The sequence below is a fragment of the Blastopirellula sediminis genome (genome assembly GCF_020966755.1).
Lineage (GTDB): Bacteria > Planctomycetota > Planctomycetia > Pirellulales > Pirellulaceae > Blastopirellula > Blastopirellula sediminis.
Window position 1 is genome coordinate 3,583,351 of the sequence record NZ_JAJKFT010000010.1, and the last position, 24,796, is coordinate 3,608,146.

The window sequence follows — 24,796 nt, forward strand, 5'->3', positions numbered from 1 at the left end:
ACGGATTGCGCTCATGGCTTCATGTAGGCCCCATTCATGGGAGTCATCATGCCAGGCAATTCGAAACTACTCACGATGGCTGCGATCGGCGTTATTGGCGTCGGCGCTGCGATGCCGTACTGGTCGCGAAGCGAACTTTCTTCCCCCCTCCCCGCTTCCTCGACGCGCGTTGACGCGTTTATCGGCGATCAGCAACAGCGTCCCGCTGAGCCTGAATTTGTGATGCCGGAAGTCCGGAAAGCGGTCTCGCTTTCGTCGACTTCCGGTGGTCTGGACGTTGTTGCGTCAGAAACTCCGGTCTTGGCCGACGAGTACCCGGTGGCGATCGCCGCCGATGCGACGCCGAAGCAGTTGGTCGACCTGAGCCCGCGCGGCTATCAACGGGTCTCCGTCGCTCGTCGTGAGCCTCCGGCCGGTTCGGTGGAATCGTTCGCCATTCCGGTCGAAATGCCGGCCGGCGACGTTTATCGAGCTCCTGAGCCGCGTCATGTCGAGCGGCCCGCCGTCGAAGCTCCTGCCATCTCGCCAGAGACGCAGCAGCCTCCTGCTTCGCGTTGGCAGCCGCAGACGACCTCGATCGTCGCTAATAAGCCGATTCTGCCGAGCGGCGAACTGCGTCAGCCAGAGCCGCAGCAGTCGTTCGTCCCGCAGCCGCAGTCGTCGCAGCCTCATTACAGCGTTCCGGCCCAGCCGCGTCGTCGGCATCGCCTGGTCGACGGCGATACGCTGCCGAAGCTGGCCGAGCGATATCTGGGGCGAGCCGATCTCTCGTGGGCGATTTACGAGGCGAACCGGGGCGTGCTAAGCGATCCCGACTTGTTGCCGCTAAAGGTCGAGATCACGATTCCCGGCAGCGACGAACTGAATGCGGTCCAGCAGCAGCAAGGGAGCGTTTCGGCCTCGTCGTCGACGATGCAGCCGCTCGTGCCGCTCGGGACTCAGCCGCATCTGCGGATGACGCCGATCAATCACCGGTAAAGAAAAAGGCCCGCACTTGGCGGGCCTTTTTTGTTGGCTGTGAGTATCGAGTCGCTTATTTGCCGAGCGGGCTTGAGCGATCGGTCCAAGGGAATTCGTCAGCTCGAGCGGCGACGCGATTATCAACCAGGTATTTGATGTCGCGAAGCACGTTGTAGGCCGGATTCATCAGGAGAGCCGTTCCTTTGGCGTCCCCAGGCTTGGTCGCCAGGAACAGGTCGCGACCGTCGGCCGAGGCGTTCAAGCGGCCGCGGGAGAGTTGTTTTTCGATTTGCTTCGCATCGCTGTAGTTGCGCGACTCTTCCGAGGCGACCAGCATGATCGAAACCCTGGTTTGCAGCGCCGAGTGGTTGAGCGCTTGCGACGCGCTAAAGCCTTTAAAGGTCGTTTCGGGCGAGACCAAAACCAGGGCTTTCACGTCCTGACCTTGTTTCAGCCCGGCCAGAATCGGCCAGCTCCAGTCTTTGGCGGCCCAATTGGCGGCCAGAATGCTGCTGAAGTTGTCGGCGGCGACGATCGTCAAGAGGTCGATGTTCAGCTTGCCTTCATTGTTCTGGTCCATCAGGAAGCGTTTCACCGCTTCCATGTCTTCGTCCATGAAGAGCTGCATCTGCTGACGTTTGATATCGTCGGTGTCGATCGTCTTGCTGACGCGATCGTTCAGTTGAATCGTCCATTGGCTGGCGCCATGCGTGCGGAGATCAGGAACGATCACGGCATAGCCTTCCTGCTTTTGCAAGACCGCGGCCAAGCCGGCGACGTCTTCCTTCTTCCCCTTCCAGCCATGCAGCATGATGACCGGAATCGCTTTTTTCTCGTTCGGACTGGGGAAGTAAATCGCCTTCAACGCGACGCCGTCTTTGGTCATCAGCGAGACGTTTTCCGGCGGCGGAATCTTTCCTTTAGCGGCAGGCGGAGCTTGCGCTTGTGTGAAAAGGGCGAAACTAAGAACGAGCGCCAAAGCGGCGAAAGGTTGGATACGCGACATATTCTTGGCGATTGATAGGGCGGGTGGTTGATTTTAAGTAGAGGAGAGGTCGATACTTACCTCAATCCTAAAGTCCCAACTCCCTGGGGTCAATCTTTGCGGCCAATTACTTGTTCGTGACGAAAGTTTCGTCCATCGCCAGGTAATCGTGGGCGTCATGCTTGTAGAAGTCGTGGGCGATCCAAACGGAGATCGACTGCATAAACTTCCGGCGGAACTTGTCTTCGGTCAAACTAGCGGTCGAAAACGTGCCGTTGGCAGGGAATTCAAGCGTCTGGTCGGTCGATTCGTAGACTGGCTTCCCTTTGTCGTTCATGTCGTAGACCGTGACCGAAAAATCGGCCTTACCCTTGTACATGGACGGGTGTTCCTGGATTTCGAGGTGGGCCAGGTCGATCGCCAGCACGATGTCCGCGTTGACCCCCTTCCCGACCTTACGAGCGTCCAGCCGGTCCCAATTGGCGGTGTCTTGCCAGTCGTCGATCTTCTGCTGCGAGATGATCTTGATGTCGGGAACGTTGGCGGCGAGCAGCTTTTCGACCATCACCGCCAGGTTGTGCGACGTGTCGGTTTCCGAGCGGAACGAAGGGCTGGCGATGCAGACCACCACCACCTTCTTCTCTTTCATGCCGGAGTAGCGAGCCGGAACTTCGTTGGGCGGATAAAGGAGCGTCGCCACCAGGTTGATGCAGCCGGTCGTCGGGACCAGCGTCAACAGGATCAACAAGGCGATTGAACGGCGGAAGTTGTTGGTTCGATCCATCGAAGTTCTTCCCGCAGGATTCTAAAGTCGAGCGTCATCCTGACGCGTGATTGGTGGTGACTGTCGTTTCATGACATCACGCGGAATAGCCACTCGGCGACCATCACCGCAGCGATGCTGCAAACGACGACCAAGGCTACGATCTCGTTGGGATATCCCAGCGGAGGTCGACCTCGAAACGCCGTAACTAATAGCCAAGGAGCGCTGGCCATCGCCGTGAGCCCTAACAGAAAGCCGGCGGCGTTCGAGCGAATCGAACCGACGACGTTTCCTTTCGTCAGGTAAGCCCACGAGGTCGTCATTCCGCACGCTGGGCAGCGAACGCCGAACCAAACTCGCGAGGAACATGGGGGCAAGCCAAGTTGCTGATGCGTTCCCAGGCCCTGGTTGTTTGGCGTTAGCATCGCGGCCGTACCCAACAGTCCGGCGACAATCAGCCCGACCAGTCCCAGCAGCGATCTGCGGAACCAGCCAAGCGAACCGGATGAGGGGGGCGGAGCGCTCATAAAGCTATCAGGCGGCGGAGGTTACAGAAGTCTTGATGCGACGACAAGAGCAAAACGTCAGCCAGACGCATCTTTTGAGTATTCGGCCTGAAGGGCTTTCGCTTCCTCTTCGCGAATCTGAATTCGCCGGATAGAGACGGCCCGGCCTGTTTCTGGATCGACATCGACGATGCTGCCGCTCAGGCGAACGTCATCCCGAGCGACGTCAAACTGGGTAGGACGGAAGGTTACGGTCGTTTCGGTGACCCGTTCAATGTTCCGGCCAATGATGCTTTCGTGCGGTCCCGTCATCCCGATGTCGCACTGGAACGCGGTTCCCCCTTTGAAGATCTGCTCATCGGCGGTCGGCACATGGGTATGGGTTCCCAGCACGTAGGAGACTCGCCCGTCGAGATAGCGCCCCATCACTTGCTTGTCGCTGGTCGCTTCGGCATGGAAGTCGACGCAGCGAATTTTGATGCTAGCGGGGATTGTCGCCAGCACGCGATCGATCGCTTCCCAGGGGCAATCGACCGGACGCATAAAGACGCGCCCCATGATGCTGATGACGGCGACTCGAATCCCTCCGGACGCTTCGACGATGGCGAACTCTTTGCCAGGCGCCGACTTGGGGTAGTTGGCCGGTTTGACGATGTTGTTTTGCGACTGCAGCGTCTGGAACAGCTCTTTGCGACGGTAGATGTGATCTCCCATCGTGATGCAGTCGACGCCGCAATCGATCAACTCGCGATAGGCGGCTGGGTTCAAGCCCGAGCCGCCGCAGGCGTTTTCGGCATTGGCGACAATCAGGCTCAGCCCTTCGCGCCGCCGCAGTCCATGAAGCGCCATCCGCACGATGTCGCGTCCTGGTTTGCCGACGATGTCGCCAATGTGCAAAATCCGCACTGCTTCTCCTTCGCTGCTTTAGCGTGCGAACTCGGTAAAACGAGATTCGCGCACCACGGTCACTTTGATTTCGCCGGGATAGGTCAGCTGGGCCTCGAAAGCCTTGGCGATGTCGCGGGAGATCTTCGCCGCTTTCTCGTCATCGGTGTCACGGCTGCTGGCGATCACGCGTAGTTCGCGACCCGCTTGAATCGCGAACGCCTGTTCGACGCCGTTGAAGCCGCGAGCGATCGCTTCCAGCTCTTCCATCCGCTTGATGTAGCGTTCGAGCGTTTCGCGACGAGCTCCCGGACGAGACGCACTGGCCGCATCGGCCGTCGCGACCAACATGGTGTAGGGATATTCAGTGATGATTTCGTCGTGATGTCCGAACGCGGCGTGAACCACTTCCGGCGACTCGCCATGCCGTTTGAGCAGGTCGGCGCCGATCTTCGGGTGTCCCCCTTCCAGTTCATGGTCGGCCGCTTTGCCGATGTCGTGCAACAACCCGGCGCGACGAGCGATCCGCGCGTCGAGCCCGATCATTTCGGCCAGCATACCGGCGATGAAGCCGACTTCGATCGAATGCCGCAGCACGTTCTGGCTATAGCTGGTCCGGAAGTGAAGCCGGCCGAGCATGTGAATCAACCGGGGATGGAGACCGAGCACGTCCGCTTCGCTCGCCGCTTCCTCTCCCTTTTTGTTGATGACGTTTTCGATTTCGGCTTGCGTCTCTTTGACCACTTCCTCGATCCGCGTCGGATGGATGCGGCCGTCGGCGATCAGCTTGTTGAGCGAGATCCGGGCGATTTCGCGGCGAACCGGATCGAAACCGCTCACGATCACCACGCCGGGCGTGTCGTCGATGATGACGTCGACGCCGGTCTCTTTTTCAAAGGAGCGAATGTTGCGACCTTCGCGGCCGATGATGCGTCCCTTGATGTCGTCGGTCGGAATGTCGATCGCGCTGGTGGTCGACTCAGCCGTGTGAGCGGCGGCGAATCGCTGAATCGCGGTCAGCAGCATGTCCTGCGCTTGTTGCTTGCAGGTTTCTTCCACGCGGCGCTGATGCTTCAAGATCAGGGCGCCGGTTTCCCCTTGCAGTTCCTGGTCGAGCAAACGCAGGAGTTCAGCTTTCGCTTCGTCGCGATTGAGGCCGCTCATCTTGTGCAGGCGTTCCTGCTGTTCGCGGGTAATCGCCTTCAGCTCGTCCGACTTGCGGCTGGCGTCTTCGATTTTCTCGGTCAGGCGGCGTTCTTTGGATTCGACCATGTGCTCTTGCTTGCGCAAGTGGGTCGCTTGCTGTTCGAGCGACTCTTCGCGGCGGTCGAGCGATTTTTCGCGGTCGCGGATTTCATCGCGGCTGCGGTTCAGTTCGGCTTCGGCCTTGGTCTTGAAATCGATCGCCTCTTCCTTGGCTTCGATTTTGGCTTCTTTGAGCAGGTTGTCGGCGTCTTGTTTGGCACGTTCCAGGATTTGCTGCGCTTCGGTTTCGGCATCCTTTTTCCGCAACCGGTCAATAATCTTGACGAGCACAATCGCGATCGCAAAGCCGACGACGGCGAAGATCGCGTAGGTTAATGCGTCAGGCACGTACGATATCTCCCTCAATGGAAATGGGAGCGACTCCGGCGCTCGCTTAGGCGCATAATGCGCCGCTACGGCGTCGTCCACCACGCGCTTGCAGAGGGAAATTGAGAATCGAGCGACGAAGCTTCCGCTAAGTTAGCGGTCGGCTCGCTGGCGATCGGGATGGCGACCAGATGCCGACCGTGGCGGGCTGCCTCGCTCGATATGGCACGAGCCGCATCGAGCTAGAAATTCGGTCGGCAATGTTTCGGCGTCAAGTTCTAGCCAACCCAGCAGCGGCAAAGCCACCACCAGCTTGGGACGCGAATGCGGATAGAACGAACGACCGCTTCTTTTCGGCGCGCGAGCCGGTCCAAGCACGTAGCACTTGCTCGGGCAAACTCGCATCATCAGACGCAAAAAGAGAAGAAGCAGTGGTTGCATCGGTTCGTCTCGCTATTCGCAGGGACTAGATTTCCGGAACCAGGATCCAAGTGCTCGAAGGCAATTTCCGCCTGTCGCGGGGCGGACTATCGACATGCGGGGCAAGCCGAAAAAGTCGCTGGGTGCGATGGGTAATTGTCATCGTAAACGGCGCGTCGCAACTTAACGCTGCGAAACCGTTTAAGGTATGTTAACAGACTAATGACGCCCTGGGAAGATTTGCCTTCCCCCCTTTCTTCCCCCACTGTCGGAAAACCGTAGGTAATGCGCCCGTTTGAATCCGCTCTCTGCGATAGTTGGTCGCCGGCAGACTGGGCCGACTGTACCGTTTTGGTCGCCGTTAGCGGCGGCGCCGATAGCGTTGCGCTGCTTCGCGCCCTTATGGCGATCCGAAAACAGGGAAAAGGGCGGCTGATTGTCGCCCATATCGACCACAACTTACGCGTCGAGTCCGCCGAGGACGCCGAATTTGTCCAGGAATTGGCCGATCGACTGGCGATTCCTGCCCTCTTCGGCAAGGTGGAGTTTGAATTCACCCTCACCGAGAGTGGAGACGGCATCGAAGCGGCCGCTCGCGAGGCGCGGTACAAATTCTTAAAGCAGTTCGCCATGGAGCAAGGAGCCCGATATATCGTCACGGCCCATACGGCCGACGATCAGGTCGAAACCGTCCTGCAGCGGATCTTACGCGGGACGAGCGTCGCCGGACTAACGGGGATTCCGCGGGCGCGAGAATTAGCCCCTGGGATCAGCCTTTTACGTCCGATGCTGGGAATTCGCCGCGCCGAGGTGGAAGCGTACCTGGCCGAAATCGGGCAAGACTTCCGGCACGACGCGACGAACGACGAGTCCGACTTCTTTCGGAACAAACTTCGCAACGAATTGCTCCCCCTGCTTCGCAGTGAGTATCTGCCGCAAGTTGATCAGTCGCTTTTGCGTCTGGCGGCCGGCGCGACCGAGTGCCGCGAATATGTAGCGGCCGAGGCGGAGCGCCTTCTCGACGCTTGTCTTTTGACGCAGTCGAGTAAGCAAGTGACGCTCAACGCGAAGCGACTGGCGACCGCCGATCCCTTTCTGGCGATCGAAGCGTGCGTCTTGCTCTGGCGGCGCCAAGATTGGTCGCGGCAGGAAATGGGACGGGACAAATGGCGGGCGCTGCTGACGCTGATCGCGGCCGACGCTCCCGCGCCGATTGAACTTCCTGGCGGGATTCGGGCCGAAAAAAAGGGGGAGCAGCTGACGCTGACTCCCCCTTCGTAGTTTCGGTTGGTGGTGACGCCAACTTAGGCGTCGGCTGGTCCTTCGAGACCGCCGGTGAACTTCTCGTCCTCGGCGCCATGTCCGACCAGCACCTCCGCCTTGTAACCACCTTGGCTGGCGAAGTAGACGATCAGCAGCAAATAGCACGCGAGCATGATGCACGGGAAGACCGCCACCGCGAACAGAGCGTCTTTCTTCGCCGTTTCGCTGGCGGAGGTGACGATCTCTTGTTCCGCTTCCGGCAGTTTCTTCACGGCGTCGACGTTGACCGCGTTGTAGGTGCCGAAGACCCAATTCTTTTCTTCTTCGACCTGCTTCAAGATCGCCGGGTGGTCCTGCAGAGCCGCAACCTGAGCCGAGTCTTGGAAGTAGCCGAGGAACACGGCGCCAACCACGCCGACCCCCAACATGCCGACGCCGCCGGTGGCGTTCAGCGTCAAGGCGCCGCCGCGAGGCGATTGTTCGGCTACCACGCCGAGCATGGTCGGCCAGAAGAAGGTCTTACCGAGACCGTAAATGGTCGCAGCAATGAAGATCAACGCGATGCTTTCGACCTTCGACAGGAAGACCAGACCGACGATCGCGATCACCGAGCTGGCGGCCAACAGACCGAGCGGCGAAAGCTTGTGGACGATCGGGCCAGCGAAGAATCGCAAGATCATCATGATCAACGAGGTGTAAACGATGATCCAACCGGCCGCCAGTTTGTTCTGGGTCATGACCGGTTCCATCAGCGAGGTGATCCAGCTGTCGGTACCAAGTTCGGTGGTCGCCAGCGGAACCATGATGAGCAGCATGAACAAGAAGAGCGGGCGGCCGATGGCGAACTTGGTGATCGCCCCCATGCCGATCGTTCCGAGTGCGATGCAGCCCCAGACGGCGTAAATCATCCAACCGCTGGCGTCGACGCCTCCCTTGCCGAGAAGTTCGGTCGCTACGCGGCCCAGTTCGTTGAACATGAGGAAGCCGACGATAAACGCGCCCCCCATGCCGAATTCGGCCAGCATTTCGCCGTAGGAAACGCCCGCAGCGACCCGTTCGTTCACCGGGAAGCGGCACGGCAACATCATCAAACCGTAAATGACGGTCGGAATCAGAATGAGCGCGACCTTGTACTGCCAGGCCATCGATTCGCCGCCGGAGAAGATGTTCGACAGAAAACCGCCGGGACCCATGCCGATCGTAATGATGCCGCCGAGGACGAGACCGCCGGGCCAGCCGGCATGCAACGCGTTGAGCCACTTCGTCTTTTCGTTCGGGAAGAGGGTCGCGACGACCGGGTTCACGACCGCTTCGACGGTACCGTTACCGAGGGCGACGATGAACGTACCGAAATAGAGACTCCAGTACGGGTCGAAGTACATCGGCAGAACGATCGTCATGATCACCGACAACGCGTGGCAAGCGAACGCGAAATACATCGCGGTCTTGTAACCGATGCGGTCGATCACGAGGCTGAACAAAATAATGCTGATCGCGAACGGCCAGAGACCGACGCCGAAGATTTCCCCCTTCTGGGTTTCGGTCAGATTGAAGACCGTGCCCCACTCATCAATGATGATCGCGCGGATGATGAACCCGAACGCGGTGGTGATGAGGGAGATAAAACAGGCCCAGAAGAGAAACTTCTTTTCTCCTTCGCTTGGCGCCGACTTTTCATTCATATCGGGGAGGCTCCTCTTCGCTTCAGTGCATAATGGGGAGGACGTGGGAAAGGAAACCAGCGGTTCGCCGTCGTTTTTCTGCCAGGGCAAGACGTGATCAGCGTCGGGCAAAGAGCGACAGGTCGCCGGGCGAGTGTATAGCAAAATTCAGAGTATAGCGAGTGCTAGCGGGAAGTAAACTATTACTGGATTGAGATTTCGGGCGGATTTTTTCCCAGGTTCGCAAAATCTTAGGGGAGTTCGCAAATTCTCTGGTTTTGCTAGTTTAATGCTCGCGATATTCCCCTTGAGAGCTGTCATTTCCCTCTTCTGCTGAACTATTTCCTAGCCGACGGGCCGGTCGTTTGATGTCAAAGCTTTTCGCCAGCCGCTGGTTTTGGGTGATCTTGCTGCTTGCGTTCGCTTTGCGAGTTGGAGCCGCGTACTGGTGGCAAAGTCGAATCCCGGCTGGTGAACGTTTCTTTTTCGGCGATAGCGCGTCATACGAAACGTTGGCGCGGCAAGTCGCGCACGGCGAGGATTATCGTTACGGCGATTCCTATATCTTCCGCACGCCCGGCTACCCTGCGATCCTGGCCCCTTTCTATTGGTTCAGCGACGAGCCGAATCCAATGACGCTGCGGATCTTCGGCGCCGCGCTCGGTACGATCACTGCGGCGCTCTGTGGAATACTGGCCGCCCGGTTTTCCTCGACCACAGCAGGCCTGATCGCGACGCTCTTGGCGGCGTTCTATCCCGGCGGACTCGCGATGAGCGCCTTTGTGCTCAGCGAAGTCGCGTTCTGTCCTTGGATGCTGCTGCAGATCTGGTTCTGGGATGAAGCGTTTCAATCCGATTCGCGACGGAGTCGTTTGCTCTGGGCGATTGCGGCCGGAGTGATGATGGCGGCCGCGGTGCTGACGCGACCAAGCTGGATGCTCTTTCCCTTCTTCGCCGTGCCGATCTGTCTGCTGATGTTGCCACAGCGACTGCGGCAGATCGAAGTGATGTTCGTACTCGGGCTCTCCTTTATGGCGGCGATGTCTCCCTGGTGGATTCGCAACTACCAGGTCGCCGGCCGTTTCGTGCCGACCTCGCTGCAAGTTGGCGCCAGTTTGTATGACGGCATTCGGCCCGGCGCCGATGGCGGCAGCGATATGGCGTTTGTCGAACCGTTCCGACAGGAGCAACTCGCGGCGGATGCGGCGGCGGAAGGTCCGCTGCTTGGAACCTTCGAGACCCGGCTCGACGATCGGATGAAAGCGGCGTCGGTCGCCTGGGCGAAAGAGCATCCAGGCGAAGTCGTTGAATTGGCGGGGAAAAAGCTGATCCGATACTGGAATTTCTGGCCGAATGAATCGAGTTTTCAAAGCGTGAAGTTCCGGCTGATCATTGCCGTGGGGTACTTACCTATTTTAATATTGGGCCTGGTCGGGCTGGTCGCGTATCGCCGGCAATCGCTCGGCATCTGGTTGTGTGGCTTGCCTATCTTCTACTTTTCGCTGCTCCACATGATCTTCGTCAGCTCGATTCGCTATCGTCAGCCCCCCATGATTCCGCTGACTGTCTTGGCTGCTGGCGCCGCCGTTTGGCTCTTTTATCGCTGGCGATCGGCAAAAGAGCCATCGACCGAAACAGCGTCGGCTGCGTAGTACGTTGGTGGGTGGCACTGCTGGCTTGTCCAGCAGTGGGCATCGGGTACCAGGCTCACACTGCTGGACAAGCCAGCAGTGCCACCCGGTAGCCGCCTGGTTTGCCCAGCTTCGCCTGGCTCACAGAGCCGTGGCACGCCCCGTTCCGTCATACTTCGCTTTACCATTTGCGCGATTTTTGCCAAGATAGCTGCCTCACGCGGCGATCATGGAACGATCGCCTACGACACGACTTGCGGCGAATCTGTCGCAAGGGAAAGGATTCCGTACGCCGTTGAAACGGTTGGTGCAGACAAGCTGGCTCTTTTGCAAATGGACGATACTGTCGGCCTTGATGGCGGCGGTAGCGATCGGCTTGTATCTGTACCACAACTTGAACGACGAAATTCGGATTCGCGTTCAGCGTCGTTTCGCCGAGCATTACCATCAGCTCGACGTGTCGATCGACTCCGCCCAGTTCCATGAAGGGGAAGGAGTCGAGATCCGCGGTCTCCGCTTCTCGCAGAAGAACGTCGCCGGCCATAGCGGCGAAATGCTCGACATCGATGAGATGTTCGTCCATTGCACCACCGATCCTCGCGATCTGGTTGCCGGCAAGTTAGACGTCTCGCGGATTGTGGTGAAGCGCGTCCGCATCTCCGCCGCGCTTACGGCCGACGGCAAATTGAACCTGGAGTCGCTCTTTCCGTTGCCGAAATTTGGCGACAGCGATCCGATCATCGAAGTGCATGACGGACTGTTTGAGCTTTACGATTCGGTCAGCGGCGCACGGCTCCGGCTCGACCCGATCGATCTGACGCTCAAGCCGATGCGTGATCCGCAAATCGCTGCCGACGGTAAGAAGCGTCTAACGGTAGAGGGAACGCTCCGTAGCGAACACTTTGAAGAAGCGAAGATCTCCGGCATCCTGGAGCCTGACTCGCAGTTCGGCATGATTCAGGGCAGTCTTAGCCAACTGCGGATTACGCCAGATCTATTCCGCGATCTGCCCAGTTGCGTTCAAGAGAAAGCGGCCAAGATGGCGCCGCTCGAAGCCCGCGTTGACTTGCGGTTTCAAGTAGCGACGCCGAGCAAGAATAGTCCCTGCCGATTTGAAATCAGCGGCGATCTGAGCGAAGGTCGCTGGAACGATCGCTCCCTCCCCTTCCCTGTCTCGGAGATCTCCGGATCGTTCGTCGCAAACGCCGCCGGCGTCGATATCGAGCGGATGTCGGCCAACGTCGGCGACGGTTCGATCGTCGCGTCGCTGGTTCGCCAAGGTTGGAGCGACAACTCGCCGGTCCACTTCGAGGCGAATCTCTGCAACTACGTTTTGCATGAACGTCTCGCCGAAGCGATTCCGCCGAGCCTCCGCGAGCATTGGTATCACTATCAACCGGCCGGCGCCGTCGACGCCCAGGTGATCGCTGACTTTGACGGAATCGCGTGGAAGCCGGAACTGCACGTCACCTGCTTGGACTCGCGGTTCCTTTACCATCGCTTTCCGTACCCGGTGAATAGTGCGCAAGGCCGAATCGACTACAAGAATGGCGTGCTCGACTTGAACTTGTCGGCCAGGGCCGGCAAAGCGCCGATCAAGATTGTCGCGAGCTTGCGTGATCTGGGCCCCGAAGCGAAAGGGTTCGCTCGCTTCACTTCGGTTGAACCGATCCTATGCGATGAAGTGATGCTCGACGCACTCGCGCACGCCAGCCCCAAGGCGAGCGAGTTCGCTACCAAGCTGCAGCCGCGCGGCACGACCAACTTCGACTTCCTGATCAAGTGTCACAAAGGGGACGAAGACCAGGAAAAGCGGCTGACGCTTGATATCGTCGACGCCCAGGTTACCTACGACGAGTTCCCCTACCCCATTGAAAAGATTCACGGCCGCGTCATCTGGACCGAAGAGAAGACGTTCATCGAACGGCTGGAAGGGGTGAACGATTCAGGCTATGTCGTCTGCGGCGGAACATGGACGCAAACCGCCGATCCGCGCGGCAAGTTGTTGCTCAACTTGACCTGCACCGATATTCCGCTCGAAGACGAACTCCGTTCGGCGTTGCCGTCCACTTCGCGGCGGGTCTGGGACGAACTTCGCCCCCGGGGGACGATCGACCACATGGACCTGGCGATCGCCTTTCCCGATGAAAATGGAAAGCTCGACGTCGACATCCGTGCCCAGAAATGGCGTCGCGACGAACTGTTGCAAAGCGAACGAAAGTACAGCACCGCGAGCCGTACGATTTCGATCGAACCGCGTAGCTTCCCCTGGCTGATGGACGAAGTGGTTGGGGCGATTCAATATCGCCGCGGCGTCGTTCATTTGTTGGGTGTGACCGCGCGGCATGGGAACGTGCAAATCGCAACCGGCGGCGATTGTCAGGAGCTGCCTGACGGTCGTTGGCAGCTTCGTTTCCAGGACGTGCAGGTCGATCGCCTGTTCCCCGAACGAGATCTGCTCACCGCGCTCCCCGCAAACCTGGCGGCCTCGGTACGACGTTTAAAGCCGTCGACGCCAGTTAATATGCGTGGCGCGTTCACGCTGATCGGCGGCGCCCAGGAAAACGCTCCGCCGGACGCGTATTGGGACTTGGACTTCTTTCTCGCTGGCTGCGACGTGACGGCCGGGGTTTTGCTGAATCGTGTCTACGGCGCCGTCCGTTTGACCGGCGAAGCGACTTCCGAAGGAGCGTTCACCTTTGGCGAATTGTCAATCGATTCGCTTCTCTATAACAACATCCCGCTGACCAAGATCACCGGGCCCCTCTTTATCAGTTCGCAGCATGCCGTGATTGGATCGCAGGTGCCGCGTCGCGAAGGAAAGACGCCGCGCAGCATTGTCGCGACCACCTTTGGCGGACAAATGGCGATCGACAGCAGCGTGCTGATGCAAGAGAACCAACCGTTCAGCCTGGAAGTGAAACTGACCGAGGGAAGTCTTGAGCAGACGCTCCTCGATTTGGGGCAAGCCAATCCCGGCCGCAACACCGGCCGACTGTTCGCCGAAATGCGATTGGCCGGCAACTCGCTGGGGACGCATACCTTCCAGGGAAATGGACGGATCCAACTGCGTGACGGCAATCTGTATCAGTTGCCGCTCGCCGTTTCGCTCCTCAAAGTGTTGGCCGCGCGAGCGCCGGACAATACCGCGTTTCATACCAGCGACATCGATTTCCAAATCAACGGCGACTACGTTTACATGAACCGGATGACGGTCAGCGGCGATGCGATCTCGCTCACCGGCGCCGGCGAAGCGAATCTCGACGGTCGAATCTCGATGCGGTTCTATACCGAACTGGGGAACAATCGTTATCAGATCCCGGTCATTCGCCCATTGTTGGGAGAAGCTGGTCGCAATTTCATGGTGATTCACGTCAACGGAACGATTGATCACCCCGAGACGCAGCAAGAGATTTTCCCGGTCATGAACGAAGCGCTCGAGCAGCTCTTCCCCGAACAGCCGCTCCGGTTCGGCGGAGGCCTTGGCGAAGCGACCGGCGGTTCGGCGGCTCGGCAAGGTTCGACCTACGGCGGCGGGATACCTCGCTAGCTGGCCGAAAATGGGCCAAATTGGACGAATTCGAGAAACCTGCTGGCGAATCAAGCCGGCGGTTCGTCGATAAAGAAGAGGGCCAGGCAACACAGCAATCGTCAAAATTGGACTTTCCGCTCCCATAACCTACGCTTTCGATGGCGATTGTCTCTCCTATTCGCCGCTCGGATTTACTCGTTACCAGGGATGGATAGATCCCTTACTCCTGCTGCCTAAGGAGACAACGATGAGCATCGGACCCACCGGCGTATCTTTCGTCAGTTCGCTGGCCGCTTCGCCGCTGGCGCAAAACGCATCGAGCGAAGTCGATCGCAACCGTCAGGAGTCGGCCAACCAGGCCCGTCGCGCCGATGCCGATCTGAAAGCGGAGAAGGCCTCCGGAGTCGGCGACCCCGACGAAAGTCAGGAAGCGGGAGATCGCGACGCCGATGGTCGCCGTCTGTGGGAAGTGCAGGACGAAGCGAACGAACTGCTCGCCGAAACCGAACATCACGAAGAAGAGCCGCAGCCCAAGAATCATAAAGGGCTTGATCCAACCGGGCAGACCGGCGGAATTTTGGATATCAGCGGTTAGTCGACGGTTTCTCGGTAGGGTTTGCCTGACTTGTAGAGATCGAGCCGACTTTGGTAGCCGGCTTTTTCGGCGGCTGGCGCTAAATCGCACGCCTTGGTTTGCCACTTGATTGCGGACGGAAAATCATCCGCTTCGGCATAGGCGGCTGCGAGAGTATCTATACTGTTCGCATCTTTTTCCGCCGTTAATTCGACCACTTTCTTGGCATTGATCATCGCTTGCTGGCCGTCGCGGCAAATGGGATTCGGGCACGTGGCCTGTAGCCATGCAAGTGCGTTATAGGGTCCTGCATTTTTCGGATCGAGCTTGAGGGCCTGATTGTAGTCCGTGATCGCTTTGTCGTAGTTACGTTTGAGCCTCCATGCATTTCCCCGGTTGTAGAAGTAGATCGCACTCTCCGGCGCAATGCGAATTGCTTGATCGAAATCGGCGATTGCCTTGTCGTATTCCTTCTTGCCCTGCCAGCAATTGCCACGCGTATTGAAATAGGCGTCCTCGCGAGGATTCAGCTTAATCAGGTCGTTGCAGAGCGAAATGGCAATGTCATACTCTTGTCGCTCTTCCCACAAGAATGCCAGAGCTTGCATGACCTTTTCATTGCTCTTCTCTTGGCTATACCGTGTCGTGAGGTAGTCGAAAGCGTCGTCGTCAGGGATGACGTACTTCTTGTCAAGCCACCCGGGATTGCCATTACTGACCCAAAGCCACTTGTCGTTTACCGCTTGGACGTCGAGAAAGAGCCCAAGAAAAACTTCGTCGGTCTCGCCGCGGCCCGCAGCTTTTAGCTTCGCGCTGGCGATAACCATCACCCGGTCCCCGACCTTGTATTCGTGGGCGATCGCCAGGGAAGAAAAGAGCACGGCGAGCAGGAGAGAGACGGACGAAAGTCGCATCGCAAACGCCTCAAACTAAGCGGGGGGCTGGGAGCCACTGAATTTAGTTGGCCCGTCGCCCCGGTTCAAGCGAATTCTTGCGACGCCGACGGTCGCCGTCTGTGGGAAGTGCCGGACCAAGCGAACGAACTGCTCGCCGAAACCGAACATCACGAAGAAGAGCCGCAGCCCAAGAATCACAAAGGACTTGATCCGACCGGGCAGGCTGTTGGGATTCTCGATATCAGCGGTTAGTCGAGGGTTTTGCGATACGGTTTGCCGGACTTGTAGAGATCGAGCAGGAATCCCCACTTCGATTTGTCGTCGCTCGAATACATGTCTTGGGCTTTCGTTTGCCACTTCACCGCAGCCGCAAAATCGCCTGCTTCCGCATAGGCGGCCGCGAGGGTGCCGACGCAGTTTGCATCCTTTTGGGCGGTTAGCTCGAGCGCTTTTTTCGCATTGATGATCGCTTGCTGGCCGTCGAGGTAAATGGGGTTTGGGCAAGTGGCCTGTAGCCATGCAAGATTGTTATAGGCCGCCGCATCTTTCGGGTCGATCTTGATGGCTTCGTTATAGTCGGCGATCGCTTTGTCGTATTCTCCTTTGCCGTACCATGCCGTGCCTCGGTTAAGAGCGGCGAAGGTGTTTTCGGGATCAAGCTTAATGGCTTGGTTGAAGTCGGCGATTGCTTTGTCGTATTCGTCCTTGTCCTTCCAGCAAATGCCGCGGTTGTTGAAATAAATAGCATTCCGTGGGTCTAGCTTGATGAGGTCATTGTAGAGTGAGATCGCGATGTCAAGTTCTTGTCGTTCTTCCCACAAGAACGCCAAAGCGAGCATCACCTGTTTGTTGCTTTTCTCTCGGCTGTAACGTTTCGTGAGGTAGTCGAAGGCATCCGCTGCTGGAATAACATTTTTCTTATCAAGCCAGCCCGGCTTGCCTTGGCCGACCCAAAGCCATTTGTTGTTGACCGCGTTGACGTCCAGAAACAGCCCAAGAAAAACTTCGTCTGTCTCGCCACGACCAGCGGCAGCTAACTTCGCGTCGGCGATGACCATCACCCGGTCCCCGACCTTGTATTCGTGGGCGATCGCCAGGGAAGAAAAGAGTGCGGCGAGCAGGAGAGAGACGAACGAAAATCGCATCGCAGGCGCCTCAAATAAGCGGGGGGCTAGGAGCCACTGAATTTAGTTGGCCCGTAGCCCCGCTTCAAGTGAAAACCTTTCGGGCAGACCGGCGGGATTTTGGATATCAGCGGTTAGTCGACGGTTTCTCGGTACGGTTTGCCTGACTTGTAGAGATCGAGCCGACTTTGGTAGCCCGCTTTTTCGGCGACTGGCGCTAAATCGCACGCCTTGGTTTGCCACTTTATTGCGGAGGCAAAGTCACCAACTTCCGCAAAGCCGGCTGCCAGCGTATCCATGACTACCGGATCTTTTCCGGCGGTCGTCTCCAGCGCCTTCATGGCATTGCTAATCGCTTGCAGGCCGTCGCGGTAAATGGGGTCCGGGCAAGTGGCGAGTAACCAGGCAAGGGAGTTACGTTCTGTGGCTGAATTTGGATTGCAACGGATGGCCTGCTCGTAGTCGACAATCGCTTTGGCGTAATCTCGCTTCATTTCCCAAATCATCGCGCGGTTGCTGTAGGCGATGGCGTAATTGGGATCGAATTGAATGGCTTTGTTGTAGTCGGCTACGGCTTTATCGAACTCCTTTTTTTGATCCCAAGCGATGCCACGGCCGTTGTAGGCGTACGCTGACTTGGGATTGATCGCGATAGCCTGGTTAAAGTTCGCAATGGCCTGGTCGTAGTCCCGTTTGTTGATTCGCGCCCATCCTAGACTGCTGTATACCGACGAATCCTTGGTATCGAGTTTGACGTACTGCTCGAAGTCGGCGATCGCCTTGTCGTTGTTGTTCTTGTTTTTCCAAGCGATTCCGCGATTTCGATAGGCGGTGGCATATTTCGGATCGAGCTTGAGGGCCTGATCGTAGTCAGCGATCGCCTTGTCGTCGTCACCCTTTTTGCTCCAAGATCTGCCTCGGTTGTTAAAGTTGATCGCTTTCGTCGGCGCCAGGCGGATCGCCTGATCGTAGTCGGCGATCGCGTTGTCATGCTCTCCTTTGGCGTCCCAGCAATTGCCACGCGTATTGAAATAGGCGCCCTCGCGAGGATTCAGCTGAATCAGGTCGTCGCAGAGCGAAATGGCGGCGTCATAATCGCGTCGCTCTTCGTGCAAGAATGAGAGCGCTACCATGATCTTTTGATTGTTCTTCTCTTCACTGTTGCGCTTCGTGAGATATTCAAGCGCGTCCGCTGCGGGAATGACGTACTGCTGGTCGAGCCAGCCGGGCCTCCCATTTTCGACCCACAGCCACTTGTCGTTCACCTCTTGCACATTGAGAAACAACCCAAGAAACACCTTATCCGTCGCGCCGCGGCCATCGGCCATGAGCTTGGCGTCGGCAATGACCATCACCCGATCGCCGGCTTGGTAGTTTTGACCAAACGCCGCAGAAGCGGCGAGCAGGATGAGAGCGACGGAGAGAGAGAGAGCGCGCATCGCGGGTTCCTGAGAGTTAGGGAGCGACGAATTGCCGAGTTTAACACGCATAAACGACGCTTCAAGTGTTTCTGCAGAAAGCTTGCGCGCAAACAAATGCCGTGCGGAACTCCAGAGAACTCCGCACGGCGTCGATGGTTTCCAGCGATCGTGATCGAGCGTTTAGTCTTTATGCGGCGCGCGAGCCAAAATGTGATTGGCCAAACGCGAGAACGGCAGGCTTTGCATCATGACGGTGCCGTGGCCGCTCAGCTTCGCCAGGAAGAGCCCTTCTCCGCCGAACAGCATCGAGGTCATGTTGCCGGCGCGTTGGATGTCGTAGTCGATTCCTTCGGTGAACGCGACCAGGCTCCCCGCTTCGACCAGCAGCGTTTCTCCCTCCAACTTGCGGGTGATGATCGTACCGCAGGCATGCAGAAACGCGCGGCCGTCCCCTTGCAGGTGCTGCAAGATAAAACCTTCGCCGCCAAAGAAGCCGGCGCCCAGGCGTTTTTGGAACGCGATATCGAGCTTGGTTCCCATCGCGGCGCAGAGGAACGCATCTTTCTGGCAGGTGATCGTACCGCCGATTTCGGCCAGTTCGATCGGGATGATCTTGCCCGGAAACGGCGCTCCAAACGAAACGCGGCGTTTGCTCGACGAATCGTTGGTGAAATGCCCCAGGAAGATCGTGTTGCCGGTCACCATCCGCTTGCCGGCGCTGAACAACTTGCCCATGAAGCCTTGATCGGGATCACTGCCGTCTCCCATGCGGGTCGAGAAGCTGATTCCGTCGTCCATGTAAATCATGGCGCCCGCTTCGGCGACGACCGTTTCGTGGGGATCGAGTTCAATCTCGACCAGTTGCATGTCATGGCCGATGATTTCGTAGTCGATTTCGTGGGAAGTTTGCATCGTCGTCCTCAGTCGGTGGTTGGGTCGAAACGGTCCGCAAATGCGGCGGGGCGCTTGAAGGGATCTACCTTGCAAATCGGGGGGCGTCGAACCGCTTTCCGGGCGATTTCATGGGGAAGGTGCGGTTGTAGGAGGTGAAATGAATACGCCGCCGTTTACCGCGAACCCGGCGTACCCTGGTCGGCGTCTAAGCGATAAAATAGGCGTCGAATATCCCCCAGAATCCCGCGATGGAAACAGCAATGCGCTTCACCAAGATGCACGGCATCGGTAACGACTATGTCTACGTCAACTGCTTTGCCGAAGAGCTGCCGGCCCCGCCGGAGCAGATCGCTCCGCTCGTTTCGGATCGCCATTTTGGGATCGGCGGCGACGGGCTGATTTTGATCACGCCGTCGGAAGTGGCCGACGCCCGGATGCGGATGTTCAACGCCGACGGCAGTGAGTCGGAAATGTGCGGCAACGGTCTCCGCTGCGTCGCCAAGTATGTCTACGACCATGGGATCGCCAAGAAAGAAACGCTGCAGCTGGAAACCGGCGCCGGCGTTTTGACCGTGCAGATCACCGCTGACGGCGGCCTGGCTCAGCAAGTTCGCGTCAACATGGGGCAGCCGATCCTGGAAGGAAAGAAGATTCCGACCACCTTCGACGCCAACCCGGTCGTCAACCAAAAAATTGAAATCGCTGGGCAAACTTTCGAGGTGACCTGCGTCTCGATGGGGAACCCCCACTGCGTCATCTTCGTCGAGGAAGCGACCGACGAATTGGTCCTGAAGATCGGACCTCAGATCGAACGATCTACCTATTTCCCGGCTCGCGTGAATGTGGAGTTCGTCGAGGTCATTTTGCCGACCGAAGTTCGCCAGCGCACCTGGGAACGTGGTTCCGGCGAAACGCTAGCGTGCGGCACTGGCGCTTCGGCCGTTTGCGTCGCCGGCGTCCTGACCGGACGAACCGAGCGGAAGATATTGAATCATCTGCTAGGAGGCGACCTGCAATTGGAGTGGAACGAGTCCGACAATTGCGTGTATAAGACGGGAGGCGCGACGGAGGTCTTTACCGGCGAGTGGATGCTACCGGCGTCGTCGACCTAACGCTATTTGGCTGGGGACGCGAGATAGGAAGCTCGCATGGCGCTCGAATACAGTTGGTTAACGCGGCTGGGCGGTTTCGCCCTGCAAGAAACGATCCGCCATTGGTTGGATACGCTCGACCTGCGCGTCGCTTATCACGATGCGCGGCTCGATCCGTCCCATCCCGAAAACAACCAGGCCGGCATCTATATCTTCTGGCACGAGTACATCAGCTTCCCCCTTTATCTGCGTCCCTACTGCAACATCGCGATGCTGCTCAGCAAGCATCGCGACGCCGAGTGGCTGGCCCACACCGCACAGATGATGGGCTTCGATACGGTACGCGGCTCGTCGCAGCGCGGCGGCGCAACGGCGCTGATGGAACTGCTCGAAAAGTCGAAGAGCATGCACCTGGCGATTACGCCGGATGGTCCGCGCGGACCGCGTCGGCGACTTGCGCCAGGGGCGATCTATTTGGCGTCGCGGCTCGGCTTGCCGCTGATCCCGATGGGCTTTGGATTTGATCGTCCGACGCGAGCTCGCACATGGGACAAGTTCGCGATCCCCCGCTTCTTCTCCCGCGGCCGCGGTCTGATGGGAGCGGCCCTCTGGATTCCGCCGAAGCTGGACAAAGAAGAAATCGAACAACACCGCCGCCGCGTCCAGCGCTATCTGAACAAGATCACCGCGATCGCCGAAGATTGGGCCGAATCGGGCCTACGTCTGGAACAAGAAATCGCTGCTCGCCCCCGCAGCGCCCCATTGGCCGGTCATCGCCAGGCGGCGAAGTTCGATCCGTTTTGGATTCATGCGGAAGCTCGCTCGCTTGATCTGAGCGAAGAGAAGTTGGAGCGACAACGGCCGACTCTCGTGGTCAACAAGGCGGCCTAACGGACGCGGCCTTGATCGCAATCGCCTGTCGTTCGATCTATAATTGCGGCGTGCAGGCTTCGCTCTTGCACTTATAGGCCCGCCTACTGCCCCGCTCTGTCGTCGTCGATTGCGTTTTGTCGAGTGGGCTCCCCTCAGCGATGGAAAAACTCTCTCGTGAAGTCGCAACTACTTTCCGGACGTCAGCCACTCTTGGTAATGGCGTTTGTTGTCGCAACGTTGACGCTGTTCGGCAATCTGGCGTTTGCGGAAGAGGGATTCCTCGACAACGGCGTTACCGCCCACCGCGGCAACTCGAGCGAGTTTCCCGAGAACACACTCGCCGCTTTTCGCAGCGGCATCGATGTTGGCGCCGACTGGATTGAGCTCGATCTCTATCGCACCAAGGATGGCGAACTTGTCGTGATTCACGATGCGACGACCGGTCGCGTCGCCGGCGTTGATATGGTCGTCGCGAATGCGACCTATGCGGAGCTGAAAAAGTTGGACGTGGCGACCGAGTTTCGCCAGCAGCATGGGCTGACGGTCGAGCAGTGTCTCCCGCGTCATATTCCTACGCTGCGCGAAGTGCTGCAGCTGGTGATGTCGCAGCAGCGGACCAGAGCCTCGCTGCTGCCGAAGGTCGACTGCGTAGCGGAAGCGATTGAATTGATCAAGCAAATGAAGGCCGAACGCTGGGTCGGGTTTAACGAAGGGAATCTCGAGTACGTCACGGCCGTCAAACGTCTGGCGCCCGAGATCCCGGTCTTCTGGGATCGTCCGGCGAATACCGATATCGAGAGCGACATCGAAATCGCCTTGGATCGCGGCTTCGATTCGCTGGTGATCAACGAAAAAGGAATCTCCGCCGATAAGGTCCGACGGATTACGGCTGCCGGTTTGATCCCGGGGGCCTGGACGGTGAACGACCCGGAAACGATGCGGCGTTTCATCGATCTGGGGGTCGAGCGAATCTACACCGATTACCCCCGGACCCTTCTCCAGCTACGGGAAAAGAAATAGGAAATAGGTTTGCCCCCTTCCCTTGCTGAAGCTTTCCGCGAAATCTGCTAACTTGGTCGGTTGATTTTCCGCCCACGTTCTCCCCCTAATTTCGCAGACGCGCCGCATGGATGTTGACGTTCCCCCGTGGGAAGCCGCCGCTGGAGAGCAGCCGCCGGTTTTGACCGTGGCGCAGCTGACGTCGCTGATCAAAGGGACGCTGGAGATGGCGTTTCCCTCGGTCTGGGTCAGCGGCGAGATCTCGAATCTGGCCCAGCCCCGTTCCGGACACGTTTATCTGACGCTGAAAGATGACGCCGCCCAGATCCGCGCGGTGATGTGGAAGACGACCGCCGCGAAGCTGCCGTTTGACCTGGAAGATGGTCAGCAAGTGATTTGCCGCGGCGATCTGGAAGTTTACGCTCCCCGCGGCAGTTACCAGTTGGTGATTCGCCAGATCGAGCCGCAAGGGGTGGGCGCGTTGCAGTTGGCGCTGCAGAAGTTGCAGCAGAAGCTGGCGGCTGAAGGGCTGTTCGATCCTGACCTCAAGCGTCCCCTCCCCCGCTTTCCGCGGCGGATTGTTGTCGTGACCAGTCCAACTGGCGCGGCGATTCGCGACTTTCTGGAAGTGATGCGGCGTCGTTGGCGCGGCGCCGATGTGTTGGTGATTCCGACGCGCGTGCAAGGCGCCGGAGCGGCCGCCGAGATTGCCGCGGCGATCAAAAAAGCGGCCAAGCTGAAGCCGCGACCTGACGTCCTGGTCGCCACGCGCGGCGGCGGCAGTATTGAAGATCTCTGGTGCTTCAGCGAAGAGCCGGTCGTTCGGGCGATCGCCGAGTGTCAGATTCCGGTGATCTCGGCCGTGGGGCACGAGATCGACGTAACGCTCAGTGACTTGGCCGCCGATGTTCGGGCTCTGACGCCGAGCGAAGCCGCCGAACTGTGCGTCCCCTCGCAATCGGAAGTCAGCGAAGCGCTCGACGGTTATCGACTGCGACTTGTCCAAGCCCTGAAGCAGCGGGCCCTACTGGCGCGGCGTCGGCTCGACGCTTTGGCCGAACGTCGGGCCTTCATCAAACCGTTCTCGGTAGTGCACGACGCCCAGCGTTTGCTCGATGGCTGGGACGAACGCTTGTCGGCCGCGGTGAAGCGACAGCTTCAAGTCAGTCAGCAGCGCGTCCGCGAGGCGACCGCCCGGCTTGAGTCCCTTTCGCCGCTCGCGGTGTTGGCTCGCGGCTATAGCGTGACCCGGACGACGAAACGGGCCGTCCTCCGCTCGGCCGACGAGGTCGAAGTCGGCGACAAAATCGAAACCATTTTGCCCGCGGGGCGGCTGATCAGCCGCGTCGAAGAGGTGCAAAGCGAATCCACGAAGCAGGCTCCGAAGAGGAATAAATAGGTATGGCCAAGAAAAAAGCTGCCGACGAAGCGTCCGACGCTCCGGCGTTTGAAGAAGAGTTGGCGACGCTGGAAACGCTGGTCCGCCGCCTCGAATCGGGCGAAGCGGGGCTGGAAGAGTCGCTGAAACTGTACGAAGAGGGAGTCGGCAAGCTGAAATCGTGCTACAGCCTCCTCCAGCGGGCCGAACGGAAGATTGAGGTCCTTTCCGGATTTAACGCCGCCGGGGAGCCGGTGACCGAGGATTTCGACGAAGGAGAGACCTCGCTGACCGAAAAGGCGGAATCACGCACCAAGCGTCGCGGCGCCAAGTCCCGTACCGATGAGGGAGACGAGATAGACGACAAGCGTCGACTTTTTTAAGATAGCGTTATCGCTTGGAACTGAATGGGTTACGGCGAAATGACGCAGCCCGCGCCCTCCCCTAACAGCCTATATCCGCCTGACATGATGTCCGCTTCGCCTGCTTCGTTGCATGAATTCTCGGCCACCTTGCGCGACGAGGTCGACCAGGCTCTTGATAATTACAGTCGCTTTGGCGACGGTTGCCCCGAGCGGCTGGAAGAAGCGATCCGCTACAGCCTTTTGGCCCCCGGCAAGCGACTTCGTCCGTTGCTAACGTTAATGGCGGCCGAGGCTTGCGGTTGTGAGAGAAGTCAAGCGATGCCGGCCGCTTGTGCGGTCGAAATGATCCACTGTTACTCGCTAATCCATGACGATTTGCCGGCGATGGACGACGACGACCTCCGTCGCGGCCGGCCGACCTGTCACAAGGCGTTTGACGAGGCGACCGCGATTTTGGCCGGCGACGCCCTGCTGGCTCGCGCCCTGGAAATCGTGGCCGATGGGTATGAAAATCCAGCGATTGCGTCTCGATCTTGCCGCGAATTGGCCAAAGCCGCCGGAGCTACGGCTCTGGTGGGTGGTCAGGCGGACGATTTAAACGAACAATTTGGAGCTGGCGACGTTGATATGTTGAAGGCGATCCACCGCCGGAAGACGGGGGCGATGATTTGCGTCTCGCTTCGCCTGGGGGCGATCGCCGCCGGAGCGGATGACGATCAGGTCGCCGCACTCGATTCATACGGCGAGCAAATCGGCCTGGCTTTCCAAATTGTGGACGATCTGCTCGATTATGCTGGGGATGAAGCGGCTATGGGAAAACGGGTTGGCAAAGACGCCGATCGCGGCAAGCTGACCTACCCAGGACTGATCGGCGTCGAAGAAAGTCGACGCCAAGCCGAATCGCTGATCGCGGGAGCGAAACAATCGCTCGCCGGGTTTGGCGAACGAGCCAACCACTTGGAAGCGTTGGCGCAATACATCTTGGAAAGGAACCACTAAGAGC

The 24,796-nt window shown here is 58.6% G+C and carries 22 protein-coding genes; 12 read left to right on the forward strand and 10 right to left on the reverse strand.

From position 1 onward, the window contains the following. The first annotated feature begins 48 nt into the window (after positions 1-48). Complete coding sequence (locus LOC68_RS26175) at positions 49-978, forward strand: LysM peptidoglycan-binding domain-containing protein (RefSeq protein ID WP_230224688.1); 930 nt, start codon at positions 49-51, stop codon at positions 976-978. Positions 979-1,033: 55 nt separating this feature from the next. Here the strand turns inward: LOC68_RS26175 and LOC68_RS26180 are convergent, their stop codons facing one another. From LOC68_RS26180 to rny, 5 genes are all read right to left on the reverse strand, one after another. Further along, positions 1,034-1,966: an alpha/beta hydrolase gene (locus tag LOC68_RS26180; RefSeq protein ID WP_230224690.1), complete on the reverse strand. Its 933-nt coding sequence runs from the start codon at positions 1,964-1,966 to the stop codon at positions 1,034-1,036. Positions 1,967-2,072: 106 nt separating this feature from the next. Continuing rightward, positions 2,073-2,729, reverse strand: coding sequence for a hypothetical protein (locus LOC68_RS26185; protein ID WP_230224693.1), 657 nt, complete (start codon positions 2,727-2,729; stop codon positions 2,073-2,075). Positions 2,730-2,797: 68 nt separating this feature from the next. Next, positions 2,798-3,235 carry a DUF2752 domain-containing protein gene (locus LOC68_RS26190; protein ID WP_230224695.1) on the reverse strand — a complete coding sequence of 146 codons (438 nt, stop codon included), beginning with the start codon at positions 3,233-3,235 and terminating at the stop codon, positions 2,798-2,800. A gap of 57 nt (positions 3,236-3,292) precedes the next feature. Next, positions 3,293-4,120, reverse strand: coding sequence for a TIGR00282 family metallophosphoesterase (locus LOC68_RS26195; RefSeq protein WP_230224696.1), 828 nt, complete (start codon positions 4,118-4,120; stop codon positions 3,293-3,295). Between the two features lie 18 nt (positions 4,121-4,138). Further along, positions 4,139-5,692 (reverse strand): ribonuclease Y, encoded by a 1,554-nt coding sequence (gene rny, locus LOC68_RS26200; RefSeq protein WP_390623411.1) that lies wholly within the window; start codon positions 5,690-5,692, stop codon positions 4,139-4,141. Between the two features lie 684 nt (positions 5,693-6,376). Between rny and tilS the strand changes: the two genes are divergently transcribed. Then, entirely contained in the window at positions 6,377-7,372 is a 996-nt protein-coding gene (tilS, locus tag LOC68_RS26205) for a tRNA lysidine(34) synthetase TilS (protein ID WP_230224697.1), read from the forward strand. A 23-nt stretch (positions 7,373-7,395) separates the two neighbouring features. Here the strand turns inward: tilS and LOC68_RS26210 are convergent, their stop codons facing one another. Beyond that, positions 7,396-9,036, reverse strand: a complete 1,641-nt coding sequence (locus LOC68_RS26210; RefSeq protein WP_230224698.1) for an MFS transporter — start codon at positions 9,034-9,036, stop codon at positions 7,396-7,398. Positions 9,037-9,383: 347 nt separating this feature from the next. Here LOC68_RS26210 and LOC68_RS26215 point away from each other — a divergent pair, with 347 nt between their 5' ends. From LOC68_RS26215 to LOC68_RS26225, 3 genes are all read left to right on the forward strand, one after another. Further along, on the forward strand, positions 9,384-10,667 hold the full coding sequence (locus tag LOC68_RS26215) for an ArnT family glycosyltransferase (RefSeq protein ID WP_230224699.1): 1,284 nt from the start codon (positions 9,384-9,386) through the stop codon (positions 10,665-10,667). A 208-nt stretch (positions 10,668-10,875) separates the two neighbouring features. Continuing rightward, complete coding sequence (locus LOC68_RS26220; RefSeq protein ID WP_230224700.1) at positions 10,876-14,196, forward strand: AsmA-like C-terminal domain-containing protein; 3,321 nt, start codon at positions 10,876-10,878, stop codon at positions 14,194-14,196. 229 nt (positions 14,197-14,425) lie between these two features. Beyond that, entirely contained in the window at positions 14,426-14,773 is a 348-nt protein-coding gene (locus LOC68_RS26225) for a hypothetical protein (RefSeq protein ID WP_230224701.1), read from the forward strand. Here the strand turns inward: LOC68_RS26225 and LOC68_RS26230 are convergent. Further along, positions 14,770-15,666 carry a tetratricopeptide repeat protein gene (locus LOC68_RS26230; protein WP_230224703.1) on the reverse strand — a complete coding sequence of 299 codons (897 nt, stop codon included), beginning with the start codon at positions 15,664-15,666 and terminating at the stop codon, positions 14,770-14,772. The two genes, LOC68_RS26225 and LOC68_RS26230, sit on opposite strands and share 4 nt — an antisense overlap. A gap of 108 nt (positions 15,667-15,774) precedes the next feature. On the opposite strand from LOC68_RS26230, the gene LOC68_RS28395 reads away from it, so the two are divergent. Continuing rightward, on the forward strand, positions 15,775-15,900 hold the full coding sequence (locus LOC68_RS28395) for a hypothetical protein (protein WP_255670701.1): 126 nt from the start codon (positions 15,775-15,777) through the stop codon (positions 15,898-15,900). Here the strand turns inward: LOC68_RS28395 and LOC68_RS26235 are convergent. The 3 genes from LOC68_RS26235 to LOC68_RS26245 form a co-directional block, all read right to left on the reverse strand. Continuing rightward, a complete protein-coding gene (locus LOC68_RS26235) occupies positions 15,897-16,793 on the reverse strand; it encodes a tetratricopeptide repeat protein (protein WP_230224705.1) in 897 nt (298 codons plus the stop codon). The two genes, LOC68_RS28395 and LOC68_RS26235, sit on opposite strands and share 4 nt — an antisense overlap. A 113-nt stretch (positions 16,794-16,906) precedes the next feature. Continuing rightward, the gene (locus tag LOC68_RS26240; RefSeq protein ID WP_230224709.1) at positions 16,907-18,211 is read right to left on the reverse strand and encodes a tetratricopeptide repeat protein; all 1,305 of its coding nucleotides are present in this window, start codon (positions 18,209-18,211) and stop codon (positions 16,907-16,909) included. 162 nt (positions 18,212-18,373) lie between these two features. Continuing rightward, positions 18,374-19,105 (reverse strand): TIGR00266 family protein, encoded by a 732-nt coding sequence (locus LOC68_RS26245; RefSeq protein WP_230224711.1) that lies wholly within the window; start codon positions 19,103-19,105, stop codon positions 18,374-18,376. A 230-nt stretch (positions 19,106-19,335) separates the two neighbouring features. Here LOC68_RS26245 and dapF point away from each other — a divergent pair, with 230 nt between their 5' ends. The 6 genes from dapF to LOC68_RS26275 all read left to right on the forward strand — a co-directional run bounded on the left by dapF (position 19,336) and on the right by LOC68_RS26275 (position 24,792). Beyond that, positions 19,336-20,199: a diaminopimelate epimerase gene (dapF, locus tag LOC68_RS26250; protein ID WP_230224721.1), complete on the forward strand. Its 864-nt coding sequence runs from the start codon at positions 19,336-19,338 to the stop codon at positions 20,197-20,199. A 36-nt stretch (positions 20,200-20,235) separates the two neighbouring features. Next, entirely contained in the window at positions 20,236-21,069 is an 834-nt protein-coding gene (locus tag LOC68_RS26255; RefSeq protein ID WP_230224723.1) for a lysophospholipid acyltransferase family protein, read from the forward strand. 156 nt (positions 21,070-21,225) lie between these two features. After that, positions 21,226-22,071 (forward strand): glycerophosphodiester phosphodiesterase, encoded by an 846-nt coding sequence (locus LOC68_RS26260; RefSeq protein WP_230224725.1) that lies wholly within the window; start codon positions 21,226-21,228, stop codon positions 22,069-22,071. 106 nt (positions 22,072-22,177) lie between these two features. Beyond that, entirely contained in the window at positions 22,178-23,449 is a 1,272-nt protein-coding gene (gene xseA / locus LOC68_RS26265) for an exodeoxyribonuclease VII large subunit (protein ID WP_230224738.1), read from the forward strand. 2 nt (positions 23,450-23,451) lie between these two features. Continuing rightward, positions 23,452-23,811, forward strand: coding sequence for an exodeoxyribonuclease VII small subunit (gene xseB, locus LOC68_RS26270; RefSeq protein WP_230224740.1), 360 nt, complete (start codon positions 23,452-23,454; stop codon positions 23,809-23,811). A 39-nt stretch (positions 23,812-23,850) separates the two neighbouring features. Then, the gene (locus tag LOC68_RS26275) at positions 23,851-24,792 is read left to right on the forward strand and encodes a polyprenyl synthetase family protein (RefSeq protein WP_230224742.1); all 942 of its coding nucleotides are present in this window, start codon (positions 23,851-23,853) and stop codon (positions 24,790-24,792) included. Positions 24,793-24,796 lie beyond the last annotated feature (4 nt).

Coding starts and splice junctions, on each gene's coding strand:
- tilS (WP_230224697.1), top strand. CDS start 6,377: ATGCGCCCGTTTGAATCCGCTCTCTGCGATAGTTGGTCGCCGGCAGAC.
- LOC68_RS26255 (WP_230224723.1), top strand. CDS start 20,236: ATGGCGCTCGAATACAGTTGGTTAACGCGGCTGGGCGGTTTCGCCCTG.
- LOC68_RS26225 (WP_230224701.1), top strand. CDS start 14,426: ATGAGCATCGGACCCACCGGCGTATCTTTCGTCAGTTCGCTGGCCGCT.
- LOC68_RS26235 (WP_230224705.1), bottom strand. CDS start 16,793: ATGCGATTTTCGTTCGTCTCTCTCCTGCTCGCCGCACTCTTTTCTTCC.
- LOC68_RS26245 (WP_230224711.1), bottom strand. CDS start 19,105: ATGCAAACTTCCCACGAAATCGACTACGAAATCATCGGCCATGACATG.
- LOC68_RS26215 (WP_230224699.1), top strand. CDS start 9,384: ATGTCAAAGCTTTTCGCCAGCCGCTGGTTTTGGGTGATCTTGCTGCTT.
- LOC68_RS26240 (WP_230224709.1), bottom strand. CDS start 18,211: ATGCGCGCTCTCTCTCTCTCCGTCGCTCTCATCCTGCTCGCCGCTTCT.
- LOC68_RS26190 (WP_230224695.1), bottom strand. CDS start 3,235: ATGAGCGCTCCGCCCCCCTCATCCGGTTCGCTTGGCTGGTTCCGCAGA.
- xseA (WP_230224738.1), top strand. CDS start 22,178: ATGGATGTTGACGTTCCCCCGTGGGAAGCCGCCGCTGGAGAGCAGCCG.
- xseB (WP_230224740.1), top strand. CDS start 23,452: ATGGCCAAGAAAAAAGCTGCCGACGAAGCGTCCGACGCTCCGGCGTTT.
- LOC68_RS26185 (WP_230224693.1), bottom strand. CDS start 2,729: ATGGATCGAACCAACAACTTCCGCCGTTCAATCGCCTTGTTGATCCTG.
- LOC68_RS26175 (WP_230224688.1), top strand. CDS start 49: ATGCCAGGCAATTCGAAACTACTCACGATGGCTGCGATCGGCGTTATT.
- LOC68_RS26275 (WP_230224742.1), top strand. CDS start 23,851: ATGACGCAGCCCGCGCCCTCCCCTAACAGCCTATATCCGCCTGACATG.
- LOC68_RS26220 (WP_230224700.1), top strand. CDS start 10,876: ATGGAACGATCGCCTACGACACGACTTGCGGCGAATCTGTCGCAAGGG.
- LOC68_RS26180 (WP_230224690.1), bottom strand. CDS start 1,966: ATGTCGCGTATCCAACCTTTCGCCGCTTTGGCGCTCGTTCTTAGTTTC.
- dapF (WP_230224721.1), top strand. CDS start 19,336: ATGGAAACAGCAATGCGCTTCACCAAGATGCACGGCATCGGTAACGAC.
- LOC68_RS26230 (WP_230224703.1), bottom strand. CDS start 15,666: ATGCGACTTTCGTCCGTCTCTCTCCTGCTCGCCGTGCTCTTTTCTTCC.
- LOC68_RS26210 (WP_230224698.1), bottom strand. CDS start 9,036: ATGAATGAAAAGTCGGCGCCAAGCGAAGGAGAAAAGAAGTTTCTCTTC.